This is a genomic window from Acinetobacter sp. ANC 4779, assembly GCF_004331055.1.
In the GTDB taxonomy this organism is placed as follows: Bacteria; Pseudomonadota; Gammaproteobacteria; order Pseudomonadales; family Moraxellaceae; genus Acinetobacter.
Genome location: NZ_SJNU01000001.1, coordinates 214,539 through 236,013 on the forward strand (window position 1 = coordinate 214,539; position 21,475 = coordinate 236,013).

17 protein-coding genes, 1 tRNA gene and 2 pseudogenes are annotated in these 21,475 nt (G+C 36.0%); 11 read left to right on the top strand and 9 right to left on the bottom strand.

Translation table 11 applies throughout. From position 1 onward, the window contains the following. Nucleotides 1-208 precede the first annotated feature (208 nt). From E0H80_RS01060 to E0H80_RS01080, 5 genes are all read right to left on the bottom strand, one after another. Entirely contained in the window at nt 209-1,792 is a 1,584-nt protein-coding gene (locus E0H80_RS01060; protein ID WP_131362403.1) for a rhodanese-like domain-containing protein, read from the bottom strand. 17 nt (nt 1,793-1,809) lie between these two features. Beyond that, nucleotides 1,810-2,364 carry a cysteine dioxygenase gene (locus E0H80_RS01065; RefSeq protein WP_067867976.1) on the bottom strand — a complete coding sequence of 185 codons (555 nt, stop codon included), beginning with the start codon at nt 2,362-2,364 and terminating at the stop codon, nt 1,810-1,812. A gap of 1 nt (nt 2,365) precedes the next feature. Then, nucleotides 2,366-3,352, bottom strand: a complete 987-nt coding sequence (locus E0H80_RS01070; RefSeq protein WP_212838729.1) for an ABC transporter substrate-binding protein — start codon at nt 3,350-3,352, stop codon at nt 2,366-2,368. Nucleotides 3,353-3,387: 35 nt separating this feature from the next. Further along, nucleotides 3,388-4,476, bottom strand: coding sequence for an LLM class flavin-dependent oxidoreductase (locus E0H80_RS01075; protein ID WP_067867979.1), 1,089 nt, complete (start codon nt 4,474-4,476; stop codon nt 3,388-3,390). A 117-nt stretch (nt 4,477-4,593) separates the two neighbouring features. Then, nucleotides 4,594-5,565, bottom strand: a complete 972-nt coding sequence (locus tag E0H80_RS01080; protein ID WP_067867990.1) for a LysR family transcriptional regulator — start codon at nt 5,563-5,565, stop codon at nt 4,594-4,596. Between the two features lie 703 nt (nt 5,566-6,268). Here E0H80_RS01080 and E0H80_RS01085 point away from each other — a divergent pair. From E0H80_RS01085 to E0H80_RS01110, 6 genes and pseudogenes are all read left to right on the top strand, one after another. Beyond that, the gene (locus tag E0H80_RS01085; protein ID WP_131362405.1) at nt 6,269-7,030 is read left to right on the top strand and encodes a methionine ABC transporter ATP-binding protein; all 762 of its coding nucleotides are present in this window, start codon (nt 6,269-6,271) and stop codon (nt 7,028-7,030) included. A 1-nt stretch (nt 7,031) separates the two neighbouring features. After that, a complete protein-coding gene (locus E0H80_RS01090) occupies nt 7,032-7,697 on the top strand; it encodes a methionine ABC transporter permease (protein WP_067867997.1) in 666 nt (221 codons plus the stop codon). Nucleotides 7,698-7,717: 20 nt separating this feature from the next. Continuing rightward, nucleotides 7,718-8,545, top strand: a complete 828-nt coding sequence (locus E0H80_RS01095; RefSeq protein ID WP_131362407.1) for a MetQ/NlpA family ABC transporter substrate-binding protein — start codon at nt 7,718-7,720, stop codon at nt 8,543-8,545. A 21-nt stretch (nt 8,546-8,566) separates the two neighbouring features. Next, the gene (locus E0H80_RS01100) at nt 8,567-9,775 is read left to right on the top strand and encodes an acyl-CoA dehydrogenase family protein (protein WP_131362409.1); all 1,209 of its coding nucleotides are present in this window, start codon (nt 8,567-8,569) and stop codon (nt 9,773-9,775) included. Nucleotides 9,776-9,849: 74 nt separating this feature from the next. Further along, nucleotides 9,850-10,680, top strand: coding sequence for a MetQ/NlpA family ABC transporter substrate-binding protein (locus E0H80_RS01105; RefSeq protein ID WP_067868003.1), 831 nt, complete (start codon nt 9,850-9,852; stop codon nt 10,678-10,680). 117 nt (nt 10,681-10,797) lie between these two features. After that, nucleotides 10,798-11,471: pseudogene (locus tag E0H80_RS01110) on the top strand (IS6 family transposase). 108 nt (nt 11,472-11,579) lie between these two features. Here the strand turns inward: E0H80_RS01110 and E0H80_RS01115 are convergent. Further along, entirely contained in the window at nt 11,580-12,176 is a 597-nt protein-coding gene (locus E0H80_RS01115) for a LysE/ArgO family amino acid transporter (RefSeq protein WP_067868007.1), read from the bottom strand. A 97-nt stretch (nt 12,177-12,273) separates the two neighbouring features. On the opposite strand from E0H80_RS01115, the gene E0H80_RS01120 reads away from it, so the two are divergent. Further along, on the top strand, nt 12,274-13,161 hold the full coding sequence (locus E0H80_RS01120) for a LysR family transcriptional regulator ArgP (protein ID WP_131362411.1): 888 nt from the start codon (nt 12,274-12,276) through the stop codon (nt 13,159-13,161). 160 nt (nt 13,162-13,321) lie between these two features. Beyond that, complete coding sequence (locus tag E0H80_RS01125; RefSeq protein ID WP_067868010.1) at nt 13,322-13,909, top strand: hypothetical protein; 588 nt, start codon at nt 13,322-13,324, stop codon at nt 13,907-13,909. A gap of 147 nt (nt 13,910-14,056) precedes the next feature. On the opposite strand, the gene E0H80_RS01130 is transcribed toward E0H80_RS01125, so the two are convergent. Next, entirely contained in the window at nt 14,057-16,207 is a 2,151-nt protein-coding gene (locus E0H80_RS01130; RefSeq protein ID WP_131362413.1) for an AAA family ATPase, read from the bottom strand. A gap of 599 nt (nt 16,208-16,806) precedes the next feature. Here E0H80_RS01130 and E0H80_RS01135 point away from each other — a divergent pair. From E0H80_RS01135 to E0H80_RS01145, 3 genes are all read left to right on the top strand, one after another. Then, nucleotides 16,807-17,781, top strand: coding sequence for an FRG domain-containing protein (locus tag E0H80_RS01135; protein ID WP_067868015.1), 975 nt, complete (start codon nt 16,807-16,809; stop codon nt 17,779-17,781). A gap of 460 nt (nt 17,782-18,241) precedes the next feature. Continuing rightward, nucleotides 18,242-18,571, top strand: a complete 330-nt coding sequence (locus E0H80_RS01140) for a hypothetical protein (RefSeq protein ID WP_228259926.1) — start codon at nt 18,242-18,244, stop codon at nt 18,569-18,571. A 1,000-nt stretch (nt 18,572-19,571) separates the two neighbouring features. Further along, nucleotides 19,572-19,838: a helix-turn-helix transcriptional regulator gene (locus E0H80_RS01145; protein WP_067868022.1), complete on the top strand. Its 267-nt coding sequence runs from the start codon at nt 19,572-19,574 to the stop codon at nt 19,836-19,838. A gap of 29 nt (nt 19,839-19,867) precedes the next feature. Here E0H80_RS01145 and E0H80_RS01150 read toward each other — a convergent pair. Next, nucleotides 19,868-21,121, bottom strand: a pseudogene (locus E0H80_RS01150) (tyrosine-type recombinase/integrase). A 170-nt stretch (nt 21,122-21,291) separates the two neighbouring features. After that, nucleotides 21,292-21,381: transfer RNA gene (locus E0H80_RS01155), tRNA-Ser, on the bottom strand. Nucleotides 21,382-21,475: the final 94 nt, after the last annotated feature.

Here is a 21,475-nt window from a genome sequence, read left to right on the forward strand (position 1 = left end):
TTTTGAAGGGAAAATCATCGACTCAGATCCCTATTTGCAACAGTGCCTAAATTCGAGTCATTTAGGATAGCTCTGTCTTTCAAACCTTTATGCAACAAAGCCATATTTAATTATCAATTAAATGAGTCTAATATTAATTAAGCCAAGAAATATAGAAATACGTTTCCTGGCTTAGAATGCTTAATCTTTTGAATAATTTTAATAAATCTTATATTACAAAGAATCCATGTGTGCCATCATTTTTAAGCTGATTTACTAAACCAAACTCCCAGTCTAGATAAGCTTGCATCGCCTTTTTCGAAATATCTGTACCTTCATAAGGACGTTTATAACGGTCTATCTCTTCAGAAAGTAATTCTAGTTCTTGAGATAATGGCAGACCAGCCTGCGCCCATGCAGCATTACCGCCTTTCAAGATATACACTTTTTGACCAGATTTGAGTTGAGTTTTGATTTCTGGCACAGCATATTGAGCAAGTAAGCTTGAGCCACAAGTGACCACAATAGCATCTAGACTTGTAAACGCGGGCTGCTGGATCAGTTTAGACACATCTGCTTTCAATACCCACTGTGCATGTGGTATATGTCCCTTCTTATAGTTCGCCGCAGTTGTGAAATCCCAAATCACAATATTTTGTGTTGTTGAAAGTTGCTGCAACTCATCTGGAGAAATAAACAAATCAACATCAATCTGTGGTGTAGCTGGTTTCCATCCTCCAGTTTCGACCAAAACTTGCGCAAAATCATCTGCGAGCACATAAACATTCCAATTCATTTGTGCTAACCAAGAACCAGTCATATAAGCTCGAACAAGTTGATCATCAACTAAAACAATCCGAGCGCCACGCACTGCAGCATAATGGTCAGTTTCCTGTACCAGTTGGCCACCTGCTACCCAACGACTAGCAGGTAAATGCCCTGCTGCATATTCCTGTTCGGTACGTACATCAAAAATATAGGTGGTTTTATCTTGCTGTGCCTGTAGATTCTGTAAGTCAATGAAATTGATTTGCTTTACACCTGCTCGTTTTGCTAATTGTGCAGCATTTTGTTTTACCTGTTCATCGATCTGAGTATCAAGATCTGAGAATGAACGTTGCTGACCATGTTCAAGTGGTTGTCCAGCAAGTGTCCAGCCAATCGTTCCATTTCGTAATGCAAAAATCTCATGCGGCAAGTTGGCATTAATGAGTGACTGAGTGCCAATAATACTACGCGTACGGCCAGCACAATTTACGATAATTTGGGTGTTTTCATCTTTAATCAATGAAGGTGCTCGCAGAACCAATTCAGCACCGGGAACACTCATCCCCGTAGGGATACTCATCGTCTGATATTCATCAAAACGTCGCGCATCTAAAATAACGATATTTTCTTGAGCGTCAATTTTTGCTTTGAGTTCCTCTGCGCTCAGAGATGGTGTCCCTTTATGATGCTCGACAAACTCACCAAATGCTTTGCTCGCAGAGTTGACATCAATGAATAATTCGCCACCATCACGTTGCCATGCTGCCACGCCACCGTCTAGCACAGCAATGTTGCTATAACAATATTCTCTGAGTTTGGTATAGGCGCGCTCAACACGACCATCGCCATCATCATAAATTACTATTGGTGTATCTAGACGAGGAATACGGTTATAAATTTCAATTTCGAGACGTGATAACGAAATATTGCTCGCAAATAATGGATGATTTTGGGCGAAAATATGCTCTTCTCTTAAATCTACAATGGCAATTTCCTCGCCAGCCAGCAATTTTTCACGAACTTCTTGATAACCGATCGTTTTCATTTTTTTAACATCACTCTTTAAATATTCGAATAGCCAGAAATAAATGGTTTAGCTGTACCATCTAGTTGATAGGTAAAGCGCTCAACTTTGCCTATATTTGCACCATAAATATGGATGCTGATTGAGACCTGATCCTCAAAGGCATTTTGAACCGCATGAATATCTCCCGTAGTCGGTGTAAACCAGTCGATATCTCCCACCCCGAGATAATCGCCTTGAGCAGCTGCATGTAAGCTAGCCTCATCACGGGTATAAGGGGTAGAAATTTCTGCGCCTGCAAGTACCCCAATGGCACCCCAAACTTCATGGTTATGGATGGGGGTTTTTTGACCTCCCCCCCAAACAAAGCTGACAATAGAAAAACGTTCTTCAGGATCTAGATACAACAGATATTGTTGATAATATTCTGGATGTGGTTTTTTAAACTCGGGTTTAAGCCAGTGCGCATCCTTGAGGAGCTTTTTAAACTCAGGTGTAAAGCGCTGAATTAAGGTTTGCTCATCCAGTTGTTCTACCAAGCCCTGTTGAATAGCATTAATGACTAGTGTTAAAGCGTTCAGATGCTCAGCCATCTCAATTTCCGACCTGTTTTGTCTTAAACTCACGGTCAAACAGACCGCTTACATCAATTTTCTGATTCAAGAGTTGGTGTAGATGATAGAAATCTGCTGTTTCTTGCGATGTCGTAATCACATCATCAGTAATACTGGTCCATGTGGCATTTTTTCGTTTAAACGCCAATGTGGCTGGTTCTTCTGGAATTCCGGTGATTTTCGCAAGTTCTTTACCAAATGATTGATAATTTTTATTGACCCATTGCTGTGATTCTTCAAGTCTGTAGATAAAGTCCTGAATCGCTGCACGCTTTTGCTGATGATTTAATGCTTGCTCTGTCGCGGCAAGAAATGTAAAACCTGAATATAATCCACGTCCATTTTCAATGATGCGAAAACCATCGATGATTTCAGCATAGGCAGTATATGGGTCCCAAACTGCCCATACATCGACATTGCCATTTGCAACTGCAAGTTTGCCATCTGCGGGTGGCAAAAATTTAAAATGCACATCAGATGCTTTCAAGCCAGCACGCTCTACAGCACGCAGTGTCACCAGCTGACCAATTGAGCCCTTATTGGCGGTCACTGTTTTTCCTTTAATATCCTGAATGGATTTAATCGGACTATCTTTAGGCACCAGTAAAGCCACTGCGTATGGATCATAGCGGTTAACCGCAATTGCACGCGTATGGCCTCCATTTGCATTTGCGAAAATAAAGGGTGCATCCCCAAGATAACCAATATCAATCGCAGTCGCGTTTAATGCCTCAGCCACTGGTGCTGCTGCTGGGAACTCATACCATGAAATTTTATAATCGATACCCTCTAGAAGTTGGGAAGCTTCTAGCTGGGCACGCATGTTGCCTTTTTGATCGCCTATTTTGAGTTCAATTTGTGCTAAATTTTTAGTGCTACTCAGTTCTTGTGTATTTTCAGCCGGTTTATTACAGGCCGTTAAACTTATTGAAACAGCACTAATCATGCCTAATAATATTTTTTTCATTTCAATCACACTTTTTAATATTGTTTCAGTCGGGCCTAAGCTATTTTATTGAATTGATCGAGTTCGGCGGTTTTATGACGGATACTCGGCAGTAGTACTTTGCCGTATTCAATGACATCGTTTAATGGGTCAAAACCACGAATTAATACGCTGTTAATACCGAGCTTATAATATTCTGCAATAGATTCTGCGACTTGCTCTGGTGTGCCCACTAAGGCCGTAGAGTTATGGTTGCCATGCACTAATGTTGAAATGCCCGTCCATAAATTGGTGTCATGGACCTCTTGTGAGGCTAAATCGACCAAGCGCTGGGCGCCTGCACTTTGAGCACTTTGCCGATCTGTACGCAGACCACGATTTTCAATTTGCTCACGTGTGAGACGGTAAATATCTTGTGCTTTTTCCCAAGCTTGTTCTTGTGTATCTGCAATAATTGGCCGGAAAGAGATATTAAAATCAAGTGGCTTTTTACGCTCAATATTGAGTGTATTTGTTCGAATGTTTTTTATAAGCTCTTCAGCGCCAGCTAAAGGCTCCCCCCAAAGTGCAAACACGTTTGCATGTTCAGCTGCTACATTGAGTGCTTCTTGAGACGAACCTCCGAAGTACACTGGCAAATGCGATTGATACGGTTTGATTTCTGAGAAGCCATCTTTCACTTGATAATATTTACCGCTGTACTGGAAAGGTGTATCGCTGTACCAAGAAAGCTTAGCGATGTCTAAAAATTCTTTTGTACGGGCATAGCGTTCAGCTTTGGTTAAAAAGTCACCATCACGCTGCTGTTCTGGATCACTTCCCCCGGTAATCACGTGAATGGCTAAACGACCTTTAAGTAAATGATCCAGAGTTGCATACTTACGTGCAGCCAACGTTGGTGCGATAAAACCGGGGCGATGCGCTAATAAAAACTTTAATGTCGAAGTGTTTGCACCTGCGTGAGCAGCCACAATAAAGCCATCGGGCTGATCTGACCACTGACCAATCAATACCTGATCAAAACCAGCATCCTCATGTGCCTTAGCAAAATTTGCAACATAATCTGGATTAAATACGGGGCCTTGCGCTGGAATTGTTTCCGAAGCTAGACGGTGGCCAATCATGCCTAAAATTTGAATTGTCATTTCAATAACCAAAATATTTTTTGAACTTGAAACAACTGTAATTTATAAATTAGTATGTGTTAAATAAATATTTATCATAAACTAATATTAATTTAACGCATAGAAAAGGGATTGAGATTAGGATAAATTCAATGTCTGGTTAAACTGTTGCATAATGACATCAAATAATTCAGTTTGTGCATGGCTCAGGTTTTCCCGACGTGCATTGTAAACAATGACATCTAGATTGAGTTCTTCAGTATCGATCATGGATAATTGTTGAAAATGCGGCGTTTGAGAGATTAATTCCCGTGCTAAGAAACCAGCACCAACGCCCTGTTGTACTAAATCCAACTGAATTCTAACGCCAGTGACTTCAATCTTTAAATTGAGCTGATTATGCTGTTTTTCTAATTCTTCAGTTAAAAATTCTCTGAATCCACATCCTTCGTTGTTTAAAATCCAGCCTAAATCCTGCAAGTCTTGCCATGTTGAAATACCCGATCTGCTTAAAGTTTTTGATACTACAGGCCGAATATGTAAGGTACCCATCATTTTCAGCGCATAATCTTTTGGAAAAGCACTGTGTTCTTTTGCGGTAGAAATGACGCCATCAAGTTCATCTTGCGCTAATTTAGATAATAATTCCTTGCCCCATCCTGTACTGATTTCAATTTTTGCAGATGGAAAGTCTTTTTCAAGCTCTTGTATCATTCCAAAAATACCAGACTCTGACAGGCTATTTGGAATTCCTATTCTGAGGTGTGTTGCATCTGCACGTTGTAAAGCAATCATCTGCTTCAATCGATTGAACTCTTGCGCGATAATACAGCACTGTTCATAGATGTCTCGTCCATTTGCGGTTAATTTTAAAGGACGCGTATTTCGGTCAAACAGTTGTACTGAACAGTCTTGTTCAAGGCTTTGGATGCGACGTGTTACTGCAGGCTGTGTAATCCCTAATTGTTGAGCAGTCAGACGCGTCGATTGCAATTTAACAAAAGTAATAAAAGCATGAATGTCTTCAATCTTCATTGGAAATTTAACCTCGTCATCATCGCGTCGCACAGTTGCCGGATTGAAATCTAATTGGATATTTGAATCGCTCATATCTTATGGGCTATCGAATTTACTCAAAAATTCAGAAGCTTATTCTATGTGAATTTAAGATGCATTATGGAAAAATATCAGTCTTCTCTGCATTCATGCCAAACAGAGCTTCTAAACAAAAAAATACTCGATGACGGGTGTTTAGCATCTAACCCAACCCATCGAACGCCTATTCACCCAAATTGATTCGCTAAAGTAAATCTTTCAACTGGCTATGCTACAAATTAACGTCAAATATTCAGATCCAATTGTAATAAAAAAGTTGAAAAACAAATGCTTATCCATCAATTAATCGGTACTTATTTTTTGCGGATTCTAGAATCTCTTGCATTTAAAGCGAAGTGAATAAAATTCATATGAAAAGATAAAATTTAGAATAAGTTATATTTTATCTATAAAATATTAAAAATGATGTTGTTATTCCAATCAATACATTAGAGAAGTTGATTCAAGGGATACCGACAACATACTAATTTAACTATAAATATTATTTAAAATCATTCACTATTATTCTAAATGCATCAAAATAATTAATATGTATTATCTATTAATGACATATAAAGATAGATCTTAAATGTAGTATTCATTATTTTTATATAATTTTATTAAAAATACCTATTTAAAACATATTAAATTCTCATTTATGTTGAGCTACATACAGACGACTGCATCAATGATGCTGAGCTAACATAGAGAATAAACCATGATACAGCTGCAGAATCTCACTAAAATATTTGTACAAAAGGAGAGTCAATTTACGGCTGTCTCCGATGTCAGTTTAAATATCCATCAAGGTGATGTATTTGGCATTATCGGTTTTAGTGGTGCAGGAAAATCCACATTATTACGCATGATTAACCTGCTAGAACATCCTCATAGTGGCGATATTAAAATTGAAGGGGTATCACTTCTACAATTGTCAAAAAAGCAATTGCTCGAGCAGCGCAAATTCATCGGCATGATCTTTCAGCATTTTAATTTGCTGACCAACCGTACTGCTTTAGAAAATATTGAACTCCCTTTAGAGTTTTCAGGAGTGCCAAAATCCGAACGTCATCAACGTGCTCTAGAGTGTCTGAAAATTGTCGATCTGTTAGACAAAAAAGACGCTTATCCAAGTCAACTCAGCGGTGGTCAAAAACAGCGTGTCGCAATTGCCCGCGCCATTGTAACGCAGCCAAAAATCCTACTCTGCGATGAGCCAACTTCTGCAGTAGACCCACAAACTAAAGAATCTATTTTGCATTACCTGTCTAAAATCAATCAACAGTTTGACATCACGATAGTGATTGTGACGCATGAAATGCAACTGGTACATAAAATCTGTAACCGTGTAGCGGTCATGGAACAGGGTCAAGTCATTGAAGAATTTGACCTCACCCAGCCCATCCAGCAACCGGTGAAATCTATTATTTCTAAATTACTCCTTAGTGACATTAGTACCAGCTTAAAAGAGGCGTCCTAATATGTACGACAAAGTAATCGGGGTTTGGCCTGAAATTCAAACTGCGCTGGGCGAAACTTTTTATATGCTGTCTGTCACCATTTTATTGGGCATTATTTTTGGTGGAATCGTAGGCACTGCACTGTATTTAACTCGTGATGGCTCAATTTCTAGCAATAAGTTGCTAAATGGTGTTTTAAATGCGCTGGTGAACTTCATACGTTCTTTCCCTTTTTTAATTCTCGCAATCTCTATTATTCCGTTAACGCGTTTAATTGTTGGAACATCAATTGGTACCACAGCAGCGATTGTTCCAATGACCATCAGTTGCATCCCTTATTTTGCTCGTTTCGTCGAAGCTGCATTATTAGAGGTCAACCGCGGGGTCATTGAAGCAGCACAAGCAATGGGCGCAACTAAATTTCAAATTGTGCATAAAGTACTGTTTTCAGAAGCACGTGCGGCGATTGTTAACGCAATCACAATTGTGACGGTGAGTTATTTTTCTTATTCCACGATTGTTGGAATTGTCGGTGGTGGTGGTATTGGCGACTTTGCTATCAGGTATGGTTTTCATCGTTTTGAAACAGACATTCTGATTTTCACTGTGCTGATTATTATTTTCATTGTTCAGATGATTCAATTTACGGGCAACTATTTTGTGAAGCGTTTAGATAAACGGATTTAATTTAAGGGATTAATTTATATATGACATTTAAATATACATTGGCGGCAGTATTGAGTGGATCTGTTGGTTTAGGCATGACAAGCTGTGCAAAACAGGACAAAACCAAAGCAGAGGCTGAAGCGATTAAAGTCGTGACTTTACTCACGCGTGACAATCCACCTTTCCCACAAATTGCGGAATTTGTAAGAGATAAAGTGAAGCATCAGAATATTGAACTGCGGATTAAGTATGCTAATGATGGGTTGATTCCTAACAAATCAGTATCTGAACATGAAACTGATCTGAATTATTTTCAACACAGAACCTATATGCAGTCTGCAAAAGAACTGAACAATTGGGATCTAAACGCGATCGGAACCACATTTAACAGTATTTTTGGCGCGTATTCACCGAAATATAAACATTTAAAAGATGTGCCGGATGGCGCTAAAGTGGTGATTCCGTCTGACCCATCCAATGGGGGGCGAGCGTTAAATCTTCTGGCCTTAGTCGGTTTAATTACGCTTAAACCCAATACCGGTGCAAAAACCAGTGTCAAAGATATTACAGCTAATCCCAAAAAATTAAAGATTATTGAAGTAGAGCATGCATTGGTACCAGTGAGTTACCAAGATTCAGATATAGCAATTATGGATGGTGCCTATACAGCCCACGCTAACCTTGTGCCAAAGCACGATGCCCTGTATTTGGAAGAAAATAATCACAATTACGATGCGGTTCTGGTGGCAAATTCTAAGTCACAACAAAAAGCCGAAGTTCAACTCATTAAAGATGCATTTACTGCAGATGATACTCGTGATTTCGTACTGAAAAATTACTCAGGCACAGTCACTTGGGAAAAACAGTAAGCGTATAGGACGTCTAGTATTATGAATATTAAAGTTAAAGAGCTGTCAAATACACAACTTCCCTACCACCAATGTCCAGAGTTTATTGCATTGATTGATGCAGTAAAAGCTGACTTAGAACTGCGTGATGCTAACGCTGAACAACCACCAACCCAGATCATTCAATATATAAAAACAAAGAAATTAGGCGCACTTCGCCTACCAAAACAATATGGTGGTCAAGCCCTCAGCATTGAAGAACTGTTTGCCGTGATTATTGAGCTAGGCCGCGCAGATTCTGATGTGGCGCATATTTTCCATTCGCATTTTCAGTTTACTGAAGAGGTATTGAGACATCCCGACCCGACATACCGTGAAAAATGGTTTGAGCGTATTGCCAGTGGAAAAATGGTGACTAATGCGTTAGCTGAACCCTCTTCACATAATGTTGGCAACGGTAAGCTCATCACCCATCTTCTAAATAAAAATGGCCAACTATTTTTAAATGGGAAAAAATATTTCACTACCGGTACCTTGCATGCTGACTACGTATTGGTCTGGGCACAAAGTCACCTAGATTCTTTATGTCATGTGGTTGTGCCGACAAACCGTGAAGGCGTAGAAATTTTTGATGACTGGCTTGGCATTGGCCAGCGGAATACGGCCAGTGGCACCACATTATTTAACAATGTTGCCATTTACGAAGATGAAATCCGTTGGCCTAAACAAAAGGGCTTAGTGAATAAGCCCTTTGCACAGCTGTACATTCAAGCCATTATTGCAGGCCAAACCAAAGCTGTAGAAGATCGCACTGCTGTGCTGCTGGCCAGTCGTGGTCGAACGTTCAGCTATGGCAATGCTGAACAAGCGCGTGATGAACCGCTTTTTCTAGAAAAAGCGGGGGAAATTTCGTCTATTTCTTTTATCGTTGAAAATGCTGTTTTACGGGCAGCCCGCTCACTAGATCGTGTGATCCAGCATGTAGACCTTCCGAGCTATGATGTCGTGCTGCAGCAGGCCGCGGCAGATACAGCGAAAGTAAAAGTCGCAATTGACCCGCTCGCACTCAAAGCTGCCAATCTGATGTTTGAAGTCATTGGGGCTTCCGCGATGGGGCGCGATACATTCAATGATCGTCACTGGCGCAATATCCGTACGCTATCAACGCACAACTCGGTCAGTCTGAAAGCTAAAGTATTGGGTGATATTTTAGTCAATAAAAAAACTGTACCAAATATCGGCTACTTCTAACCCAGTCATGTTATTTAAGCTGAATTGCAATTTAAGACGCTATTTAAAACAACCGCGTATATAATGGAATACCTATGAAATTTAAACATGTATTGCTTGCTGCTTTTGCTACATCAATTGGTTTTGGCATATCAGGCTGCTCTAAACAAGATAAAACAGCTTCGACTGCTCATAGTGAAACTAAAGTCGTTACATTACTTACCCGTGATAATCCTCCATATCCACAAGTTGTTGAATATGTAAGGGATAAGGTCAAAAATCAGAATATTGAATTGAAAATTAAATACGCCAATGATGGCTTGATTCCAAATAAATCAGTGGCAGAAAATGAAGCTGATTTAAACTATTTCCAGCATAACTATTATATGCAGTCAGCAAAAGAATTAAATAATTGGGATTTAGTCGCGATTGCCTCGACGTTTAATGGCATGTTCGGGGCATATTCACCTAAATATAAAAATATTAATGATCTTCCAGATAAAGCTAAAATCGTAATTCCATCAGATCCTTCAAATGGTGGACGTGCGCTCAATTTATTGGCACGTGCAAAACTGATTGAGTTAAAACCAAATACTGGTGCAAAAACCAGCTTAAAAGATATTGTTGCCAACCCAAAAAAATTACGTTTTTTAGAAGTTGAACACGCATTGGTACCTGTTAGCTTTAAAGATGCCGACTTAGCAATTATGGCCGGTGCATATACGATTCACGCTGACCTGATACCCAAACGTGATTCGATTTTTCTTGAACAAGATAACCAAGACTATGACAGCGTCCTTGTATCCAATAGCAACGCTGCGCAGAGAGCTGAAGTAGAAATCGTGAAACAGGCCTTTATTGCAGAGGATACGCGTGAATTTGTTTTAAAAAATTATGCCGATACAGTGACTTGGCCAAAACGATAAGTTTTTTCATAACGTTATAGTTTTTCTGCCACCTCTACATTGACATAGTAGAGGTGGCACTGTTGCAAATAGCCTGACATGCTAAGCTAAATATCTTGTTTGTCAGAGATACAGTTGATGAATCCATTTCATGGTCGGCATTTTCGTGACGAAATCATTCTTTGGGCTGTACAGTTGGTACTGTAAATACGGTATTAGTTATCTTGAACTTCAAGAAATGCTTGCTGAACAAGGTGTGAATGTTGATCACACCACAATTTATCGTTGGGTTCAGCATTACACTCCAGAAATGGAAAAAACGGTTACGCTGGTATTGGCGTAATCCTACAGATTTACATTCATGGCATATGGATGAAACTTATATCAAAGTAAATGGGCGATGGTCTTACCTGTATCGTGCAGTTGATCAATGTGGTCATACGATTGACTTTTACCTTTCCGCTCGACGGAACAGTAAATCGGCCTATTGTTTTCTAGGAAAGATTTTCAATACGTTGAAAAAATGGCAGATTCCACGTGTTATCAATACAGATAAAGCAGCGACCTATGGCCACGCTTTATCACGGTTAAAGCGAGAAGGAAAATGCCCAATCGCCCTTGAACATCGACAAATTAAATATAAGAACAATTTAATTGAATGTGATCATGGCAAGCTAAAGTGGATTATCAAGGCTACTTTAAGATTCAAATCTATGAAGACGGCTTATGCCACAATTAAAGGGATTGAAGTCATGCGTGCACTACATAAAGGACAAGCTTCGTCATTTTATTATGGTCAACCTCAGGGTTAAGTGTGTCTAATCAACAGGGTTTTCGGTCTCTAACCCATTTTTAAAGGAAGCACCCTCAAATCAAATCACTATTTGCAACAGTGCCAAATAAATTACCCCCACATATTTTTAGTACAAAAGATTTATAGCTATACCCCACATGATTACCCCTATTAGAAAATCTAATATTTTCCATGAAAGAGAATTCTGGAATAGAGGTAATAGAAATTTTGCTCCGTAGCCTAAAGAAAAGAAAAATATCCATGAAGATAGAATTGCTCCCATAGCAAATGCAGGCAATTCGTTTGTAAAGTTCGTGGAGATAGAACCTACTAGTACAATAGTATCTAGATAAACATGAGGGTTGAGCCATGTAAATGCCAAGCAAGTACCTAGCACACGATAAATATTAGCTTTTTCAATACGACTCGGATCAAGATGTGTATTTTTTCTAAAAGCTGAATAGAAGCTTCTCAAGCCATAAATGAATAAAAATATAGCTCCAAAATATTGAGCAAAAATAGTGATTAAAGGAAATTCCTCAACGATCTTTGAGAACCCTGTAATTCCTAAATAAATAAGAATAGAGTCCGATAAGGCGCATATGAGACAAACACTAAAAACGTATTCACGTTTGAGTCCTTGTCTCAAAACAAAAGCATTTTGAGCACCAATGGCTAATATGAGAGAAAACCCAACCCCCAATCCTGTTAAAAATGTAACCATATTGATTTATCTGAAGTATCTATTTATTTGAATTATGTGTATTTGTTTTTTTTATTCATTAAAATTAAGAATATTTTGGGTTGGCTAAATAATTTTTATGTTAGAAAAAAAACAATGCGAAGCCTTCTTAGCGGTAGTTGAGACTGGTAGTTTCGATCAGGCAGGAAAAATGCTCTGCCTGACTCCATCTGCTGTAACCTTAAGATTACAAGCTTTAGAAAAAGAATTAGGACAGTTATTAATAATACGTAGTAAGCCTTGTACATTAACCACATCAGGTCAGCACGTATTTGAATATTTGAAAAAAAGTCAAAGATTAGAACAAAATTTTTTACATGATTTAATGAATAAGTCACAAGCTGAATTTTTTAAAGTGGTTATCGCATCTAATGCCGATAGCCTAGCAACCTGGTTACTTCCAACGCTCAAAGATGTACTTATAAAAAATAAGATATTGCTGAATCTAATCGTTGATGATCAAGCTCATACATATTCCTTACTAGAAAAAGGAATCGTTAATGCGTGTATCTCAATTGAACCTAAACCTATGAAAGGCTGTAAGTCTCAATATTTAGGTATGATGAAATATAAAATGATCGCAACAAAAGCATTCACAAAAAAATGGTTTGCTGGTGGTATAAATAGACAAGCTTTATGCTTAGCGCCTGCTGTAATATTTAATGAAAAAGACCATCTTCATTTTGATATTTTAATAAAGCAATTCGGTCTAACAAAGGGCAGTTACCCTTTTCACTTAATACCCTCTTCAGAATCTTTTTTGACAGCTATACGACTTGGAATAGGCTATGGAATGGTTCCAGAATTCCAATTGAATAGCCTCTATGATCAAGATGAAATGATTGATTTATGTCCAGAATTAGAAAATAAGGTTCAACTCTACTGGCATCACTGGATTCATCAACCTTACCACTTGGAAAGTGTTACAGACCATATAATTAAGTACTCAAAACTCATCTTAAAATAAAATGATTGAGCCTGATTCCCTGCCTATTTAACATAATGGCTCTTACACAAAACGAGGACTATAGCTCCTCATTTTTTAAGCTTCGTATAAGCTGTATTATGTTAATTTTAGTTCTTCTTCACTTTTAAACGAATCCATAAATACACTAGAGAATGGTTCTATGAATAGGAAAACCAAACCTTGGATTGACGATAGTGATCCATTAAAACCCTATTATGGGAAATTAAATAATAAGGAATATACCGATATTTCTAAGATATTTACTTTATGGATTAATCATCATAATTATATTAAACCTTCAATAATTGCTAATAATAAAAAAGTAAATTTATTAGACTATTCAGATCATTACAATGAAAAATGTAGTCAAAATCTATATCAGTTGTTATGTGAAACATTAAATAAAACAGATAGTTACCTTTATTGGCTACCTATAAACAATGCAAAAAATGACAATATCTTTGCAACCTATTCTCCGGCAATGATTGCTAAGACTCCAATAGAAACTAAGTATTTAAACTATGCTTCTCGTTCTTTTTTGCAAATGCAAAACGGTGGATATGCCATCATTGAAAGTAACCAAAATTTTATAGCTTTAGTTGTTGATGGCTACTATATGCAGGTGGCGTTACATTCACACTTTATGGATGGAAAATTTAAAAAATATCTAGATAATTGGAATGAGATCGAAAAAAATCTTGATGAAACTACAGCACAATGCCTTTTAGAGGCTTATTCCGTACAGTAGAAATCAGGAGAGAATGCAGTATGTAAAGTATTGCATTTAACATAATAGCGCTTACACGAAACGAGGACTCTAGATCCTCGTTTTTAAGTTTCGTATAAGAGATTTTATATTAAATAAGGAGGCACCCGAAAAGGTGCCTCTCTATAATCAACTTTGGAAAAAATCTTTTATTTCTTGAATCCAAGGTAAATCATCATTGCTGCTAATATTTTTAATATATACATTTGCAAAATCACTTTTTATAGTTGGAGTAACGTCAAAAAAGCTCATTATTTTCTTTCTTTGTGGTGAAACAGGTGAAAGTCTAAATGCCCAAGCTGATGGCAAATATTGATTATCTTCTATTTTTGAATAATTATCCTCCACTAAGTCAATTAAGATTTCTGGATATATTTCTTTAAAGCTTTCGAGTGTATTTATAAATGTTTTAGAGTTTAAAACATCTTCTAATTCTGTAGGTTCTGAAGATGTCGTATCGTTTATATGAACTAGCTTAGTAGTACTAGAATTACTATCATTGATTAAACGTCTAAACATGAGTTTTTTATGTTGATTATCATTAAGTAGTTGAGAATTAGATATATTATCTGTATCGCATAATAAAAAAACTTTGCCCGATATTTCAGCATCAAAATCCTTAAAAGCTATAGATAAATGATTATAGAGTTGTTTAACTTCATCTCTACCGCCTACTGGTAAAATACGTAGGTTATTTTTTTCAATTAATTCTTTTAATAGAAAAGATAAGTATATTTTTTCAGATGATCCTTCACATATTATCCAATTAAAAGGTTTATCAGACATACTGCCACAGACAATCGATTGGACAAGGTCATTAATGCTTTTTAATTTTATACTTGATGGAAATTGTTGATATCTATTAGATTTTTCTCTAAGAAACTTTGTTTCCTCCCTATATTTATAAAGATTAACAAAATCGTATAAATGCTCTCTTTTTTTGTCCTTCGATATAATAACAGTACATCCGTCTATCACAGCAGGTAAGAAACCATACCAATGCGTTGTAAAAATCAACTGATTACAAAAGGTACTAGTCTTATGCAATTGTTGAAAAATATCGAAGCAAGCTGAAATATGGAGAGAAGATTCTGGTTCATCAAAGGCAAAAATAATATATTTATCTTTATTCTGAGGGTGATTTTTCTCTAACAGAATACTAGCTATATTTAAAATAGCTTTTTGTTTTTCTCCTGAACTTAACTTAGTAATAGGGATGAGCTTTCCATCAAAATTTTGATGTATTTGCCTAATTCCGAAATATGCATCTGTTATTAACTTATATACATCTGTCTTTCTTAATTTCTGTTGACGAGTTTGTGGTGTTTTATAAGTGTAGAAGTTAAGATTTTCATTTATAGTTGAAACCAAACTATCAAGTTTATTATTTATACTATCTACCAAATTTTTATCGATAAAACTATCTAATGTCTGATTAAGGGTTTTACCCATTAATACTTCAAACTCTCTATTATGTAACTTAGTGAATTCTTCAGCTGTTAGCTCTTTTGGAATATATATATAGTTATATAAATCAATTATTTTTAAAAATATTTTAGATATTGTTAAGCTTGTAAGAATTTTTGTTGCAATACTTGTTTCTTCTTCAGCTTCATCCTCTAAATCTTCTTCAGCTTCATCCTCTAAATCTTCTTCAGCTTCATCAGTCAAATCTTCTTCGGATTCATCAGTCAAATCTTCTTCGGATTCATCAGTCAAATCTTCTTCGGCTTCATCAGTTAAATTTTCTTCAAGAATTTTTTCTTGTGAGCTATCTTTAATAAAGTCAGCGATATTAAAGTGAGATGTAATTGTATTTTTAAAAAGACCAAAACTTTTTGTATTATCTTTATTTATACCAATTGCAATAATATAGTATTCATCAGGATTTTCTAAATTTTGTAGTACATTTTGTATATGTTCGAGTGCTCTTACACCAATATCCCTAGTTTTCTTTGGCAGACCGCTTGGATCATTTGATCTTAATGCTTTATCAATTTTTTCTACATATATTATTTCTTCAGTATTGAGTTTTAGTTTTTTCTTTTCTATTAAGAAAATAGGAATAATATAAGGAGTATTAGCATCTGTTTTGGCAACATGTTCTATATTAATATTCCAGTCTTTATGATGGAAAAACGTATCAAGAGACTCCAAAATGGTACTTTTACCAACTCCATTTTCACCAACTAGTCCACAAAAACTACTACTATCGCTAATTGGAATAAAGTTAATTCCTTTATAGGTTTTTATATGTCGTAAAAATATTCCAATTATCACAGTCTATCCAAAAAATAACATCAAAGATGTGTACCATAAGTAAAATTATGAAATAAATAAAGAAATTTATAAATTTAAAAATCACGAAATAAAAAACCCCGACATCCTGTCGGGGTTTTTCGTATTTGATGCTTAGATCTAACTCCTGTCGGATCTCACATTCCTTGTTCTGTACGTTGTTCTTTTTATTTGGAGCATCCTGCTCTCTATGTCCCCATCATATGAAATTACAGCGAAGTGGTATAGCAGCAAAGGGCCGAGATTGATGTGAGCAAATGCGTACAAAGCCGGCTAAAAACTGTCCCCCTTTTATCCGCAGAAATTGGGGATATTTTCTGCCCTGGGAAGGCTGCTAACATTGAGGAAAGTTTCAATTTGATTAAAAAGTAATTAATTTTATTGGCAGAATATATCAAAACAGTTCAAAAAAAAGCCGACTTGTTTCCAAGCCGGGATTCTGCTGATCTTTCAACTTTTTCTTTTATCTTAAATTATTGATATTGCAATATTATTACAATTTCGTTGCGTATAAGCGCCATTATGTTAAATGGAGGGAATCTTTGCTTATAATAGAAAAATTTAAATGAGAAATGTAATTAATGACTTTTTCTGTCAATGCACTTGTTGAAAAGATGACACTACAAGAAGGTGGTTATTACCTATTAAAAATAGATAATCAACAAGATCTAATTGATTTTTTTTGTCCATTTAAAAGGAATTTTGAGAAAGTAATAGAAACAAAATCTGAAATGAATAATAGATATATTAAAAATCTTATATTTCGGGGCATGAGTAACAGTGAATATGAACTAATTTCATCTTTATATAGGGATAAGAAAGAGTCATTTGATCATGCTGACACTCAATTACAAGAATATTTTATTTTGAGAGACTTCATAAATGCTTGTGATTCTACTGGCACTATAATTCCAAATGACTCCGTAGCATGGAGAAAGCTCTTTGAAGATGAAAAACACATTAAAAGAATGGTGAAGGAACAAGCAAATTGGGCATCAATAAGTGAATTGTATGAACTTATTGGATTCGCTCAGCATTATGGTGTTCCCACTAGATTTCTAGATTGGTCTTATCATCCTTTAGTTGCATTATATTTTGCTAGTATTGAAGTTATAGATAAGATTTTTAATATGATTCATAAAAATGAAGATATTGATTTCAATAATTTGTTTATGTCGATATGGATCTATGCTGACTCTAATGTTGTTCCAGAAGTACAAGTAATAGATTTACCGAAGGCTACTAATTCACATATATCTTTTCAGAAAGGGTGTTTTACTTGTGTGACACAGCCTATTAATAAACTTAATCTATCACAAGATGAATCTAAAACCTTATCATTCCTCACTATAAATGATGTCCTAAAAGATAAGTCTTTAGAGAATAATTTATTAAAAGTTGATATTCCTTATGCCTTAGCTATAGATATTTATTCCTATTGTGACGAATATAATTTTAATGGTGCAACATTGTTTAGAGGACCTCATGGAAGTGCAAAATATACAATCGAAAAACTAAGATTTAAGAAGGTTAAATACTTCTTAAAGAATAAATAGCTATTTAATTTTTCTAAAATTAACATAATACAACTTATACGAAGTCTAAAATGGGAGCCTTAAGCCACCATTTTTACTAATTTTTTTTGATAATTTCGCATAAATACCATTATGTTAAATAGCCGCTTATTTTGTTGAAAAGTCCACTATTTATGAGTTTCTCATAAGAGATTTTATGGTAAATCATGGTTAGATGCCTCACTCCAACAAAACCATACTCTACGTCAGAAAATAAATATTAACCCTGTTTTTGAGTCGATGTTCAAAAACCTACTTAAAAAAGCTAAAACTTAGAGTTAAATTTTAATGAATCAAATAGATGCAATTTTAAAACATTTTAAAGAATGGCACCCTTACGCGGGAATAGAATATTTATGGTATAGCTGTGATGGTGAGATGGTGAGATGGTGAGATGGTGAGATGGTGAGATGGTGAGATGGTGAGATGGTGAGATGGTGAGATGGATGATGAAAATTATCCAGACGTAAAATTTGAATATAACCCAGATACTGCTTTTTTTATGGCCTTAGAAAGGCTCTTAAAAAGTGGAGATGCATGTTTGTTTTACGGTGATTGTATTGAGCATCCGAAACGCGGGGAACGTTTAACAGAATCACCAGATGAGCAGCTAGCCTTACTTAAAGAAATATGGATTGGTAAGGAAAAAATGGACAAATTGGATGAAGAGCATGGTTATTTAGGTTGGTATTTTTTATCAATTTGCCCTTATTCATTAACTCAGAAAATGTATGATGAAGATGGGATTTTTTTAAGGTGGTATGTTAATTAATTTTTGTATAATGCTCAAAAGACAATAGTTTCGGAATCTAATATTTTTTCCATTGAATTGAATAAGTACTTTAAAGTTTTTCTAAAATTAACATAATACAGCTTATATGAAATGCAATTTTTATTCCTTTAAAAATCAATTTCTTATATACTATTAAAAAGCCCATTCACCCTCGAATGGGCTTTTTTTATGATTATTCACGTTCCACATCTAATATTTGAGCAATGTTCCACAACTTAATTTAGCTTTCTTTAACCGTCTTTCTTTAGTCTTCCCGCTCAAAAAAAAGCCAAAGAAACTCATTTCCTCTGTTTGATAAGTAATATTTTGGGGTTCAGGGGGTCGCCCCTGACAAGCCCTGTTGCGTACCAAAAAGCGATCCGTAGGATAGATTTTTGTAGCTACAGGTAGGCTTGCTCACAGGAACTTAACCTCATTCCATCTGCGTTGATACATGAGGACTCAAGCTAAAATATTTATACTTTAATTAAATTAGAAATTATCGAAAAATGAAAAATTCTGTTCTTATATTCACTACCGAACCAAATTTTAAGTATTTGTTTTATATGTAAAATAAGAAAAAAATGATACACATTTTGATACAAGAAATTGGTTTTTCTACTCATTAACTCAATTAAAAATGGGGGTATTACCATGTCAATTAGCTATACCTCAAAAATAAAAAATATTGTTCTAAGTCCTCTATCCTTTGCTTCTTGAGAATAGTTGAATGATAGATATATCTTTAAACTTAAGTCTTTTTACCTAAAAATTATATCTCAATATTTTTTCTAAATAGTGCTCAAGTTTGACGAATTATCCACCTATTTTTCTGATCCATCATTGTTTTCTATAAAATTCACCTTATTCATTTTTTCGGTTTTCAATTTTTTATTAAAAGTTCCAATTCTCATACTTTTAGAATTGTCTATTTTTTTATTTTGCTAAGCTTTTATACAAGCAATGTCGCTTAATAATAAAAATCAGGAGTAGACAGACAATGTCTATTGCAAAACTTTATCGAGTGAAAGATCTCGTAAACTATCCAGCACGTGCTGGTAATGTATATGTCGACCGTTCTGGTCGTATACGCAAACTTTCCTCTCGTGAAGCATCCATTGGTTTATTGAACATTTCAGAGTCCATGCTTTGGAAATTAGTAAAACGAGGGGATTTTCCTGCCCCGACCTATATTACTGCGAGTATGCCAACATGGTCTGAACACCAAATCAATCAGTGGATAGAAAGCAAAAATAGAGCTGCATAGCGACTATTTTATTTTTCCTAAAGCCTGTGTCATAACAGGCTTAAATCTTTTTGACTTTCTACACTTGCATCATATTTATCTTCAAGGAAAGATTCCAAATAATCAGCCCACTTCTGCATCATCTCTCGTCGCTGTTCTAAAAACTTTGTTCTGTTGTAAGCGGTACCGTTAGGATCTTTAACTCTATGCGCTAATTGATGTTCAATATGCTCTACTCGCTGATTAAGAACTTCATCTAACAGTGTTCTTGCTGTAGCTCGTGAACCATGTACAGTATGTTTGCCTGCAAACCCTAAGCGCTCTAAAGCCTTATTCATCGTATTGTCTGAAATACAACCTTTACCCTCTCGACCGACAAAAATATATTCGTTCCCAAGCTAAATATCCATAATTGAATCTAGTAGTTCGATTGCTTGCCTTGATAGTGGAACAATGTGTTCTTGTTTAGTTTTACTGGCAACAAACTTTAAACAATGCTCTTCTTTATAATAATGCGCTTTTTTAAGCTGTCTAATCTCCCCTGGACGCTGGAAAATCAGTAAGGAGAGTTTTATCGCAATTTGGGTCGAGATTAAACTTCGTTGGTGTACCTCACCATATCGCCATACTGCTTTGACCAGCGATGCTAGTTCTCGTGGTTCAGTAATGGCAGCATGATTTGTTTTAGGTGGTGTTGGCAGTTCAATATCTTCTATCGGATTATAAATAATGAGTTTTCTTTTTCTGGCAAATTTGAAAATTTGATTTAAATCCGACTTTAATCTTTTAGCTACAGAATATGCTCCTCTTGCGAGAATAGGCTGAAATATACGATCTTCCATAACTTCTAAAGTAAGCTGATCAAAGGTCAATGTTGATATTTGTGGTAAGACATCATGATTTAAACGACGGATCGTTTCACTATCTTCTTTCTTTTCTATCGCTCTTTTTTCAAGCCATTTTTCTGCAATCACCTGAAAAGTATGATCTAGCTCATGTTTACGCTGGTGTTTATGTTGCAAACGTTGTGCTGCTGGATCAATACCCTTTTGAATAAGCACTTTGTATTCATCTCGAACTTTACGAGCTTCTTCCAAGGACATCCCAGGATATGTACCGAGTGACATTTCATTACGCTTGCTCGTATATGGGCGAGTATAATTAAATATCCAATACCGACTCCCATTCGGATCAATACGAAAATATAGGTTTCCACCATCACCTATCTTTATACTCTTTTGCGGATCAGCTTTAAGTTTTTTAATTTGTAGCGCTGTGAGCTTATTTTGAGTACGTGCCATAATAAAAAACCACGCAAAAAAAAATGTAGTAAGTTTTAACTTACTACATTTCTTACTACTTTATAACTGTAGATTTACGTCAAGTGTCAACGTGCGTCGTACCGTTATATTCCAACTTTAACCAATATAATCAATTGCTTATATTGCGTTAAGTAATGTTGGACAGTGTTGTTTGGCGGAAGCGGTGAGATTCGAACTCACGGAGGGGGTAAACCCTCGTCGGTTTTCAAGACCGGTGCATTAAACCGCTCTGCCACGCTTCCATGTGCGCAATCATACGGAGCTTTTTAAAAACTGACAAGCAAAAATTGCAAGCAAACCATTCAACTGAATATAGTTTCACCACATTGAGTTAAA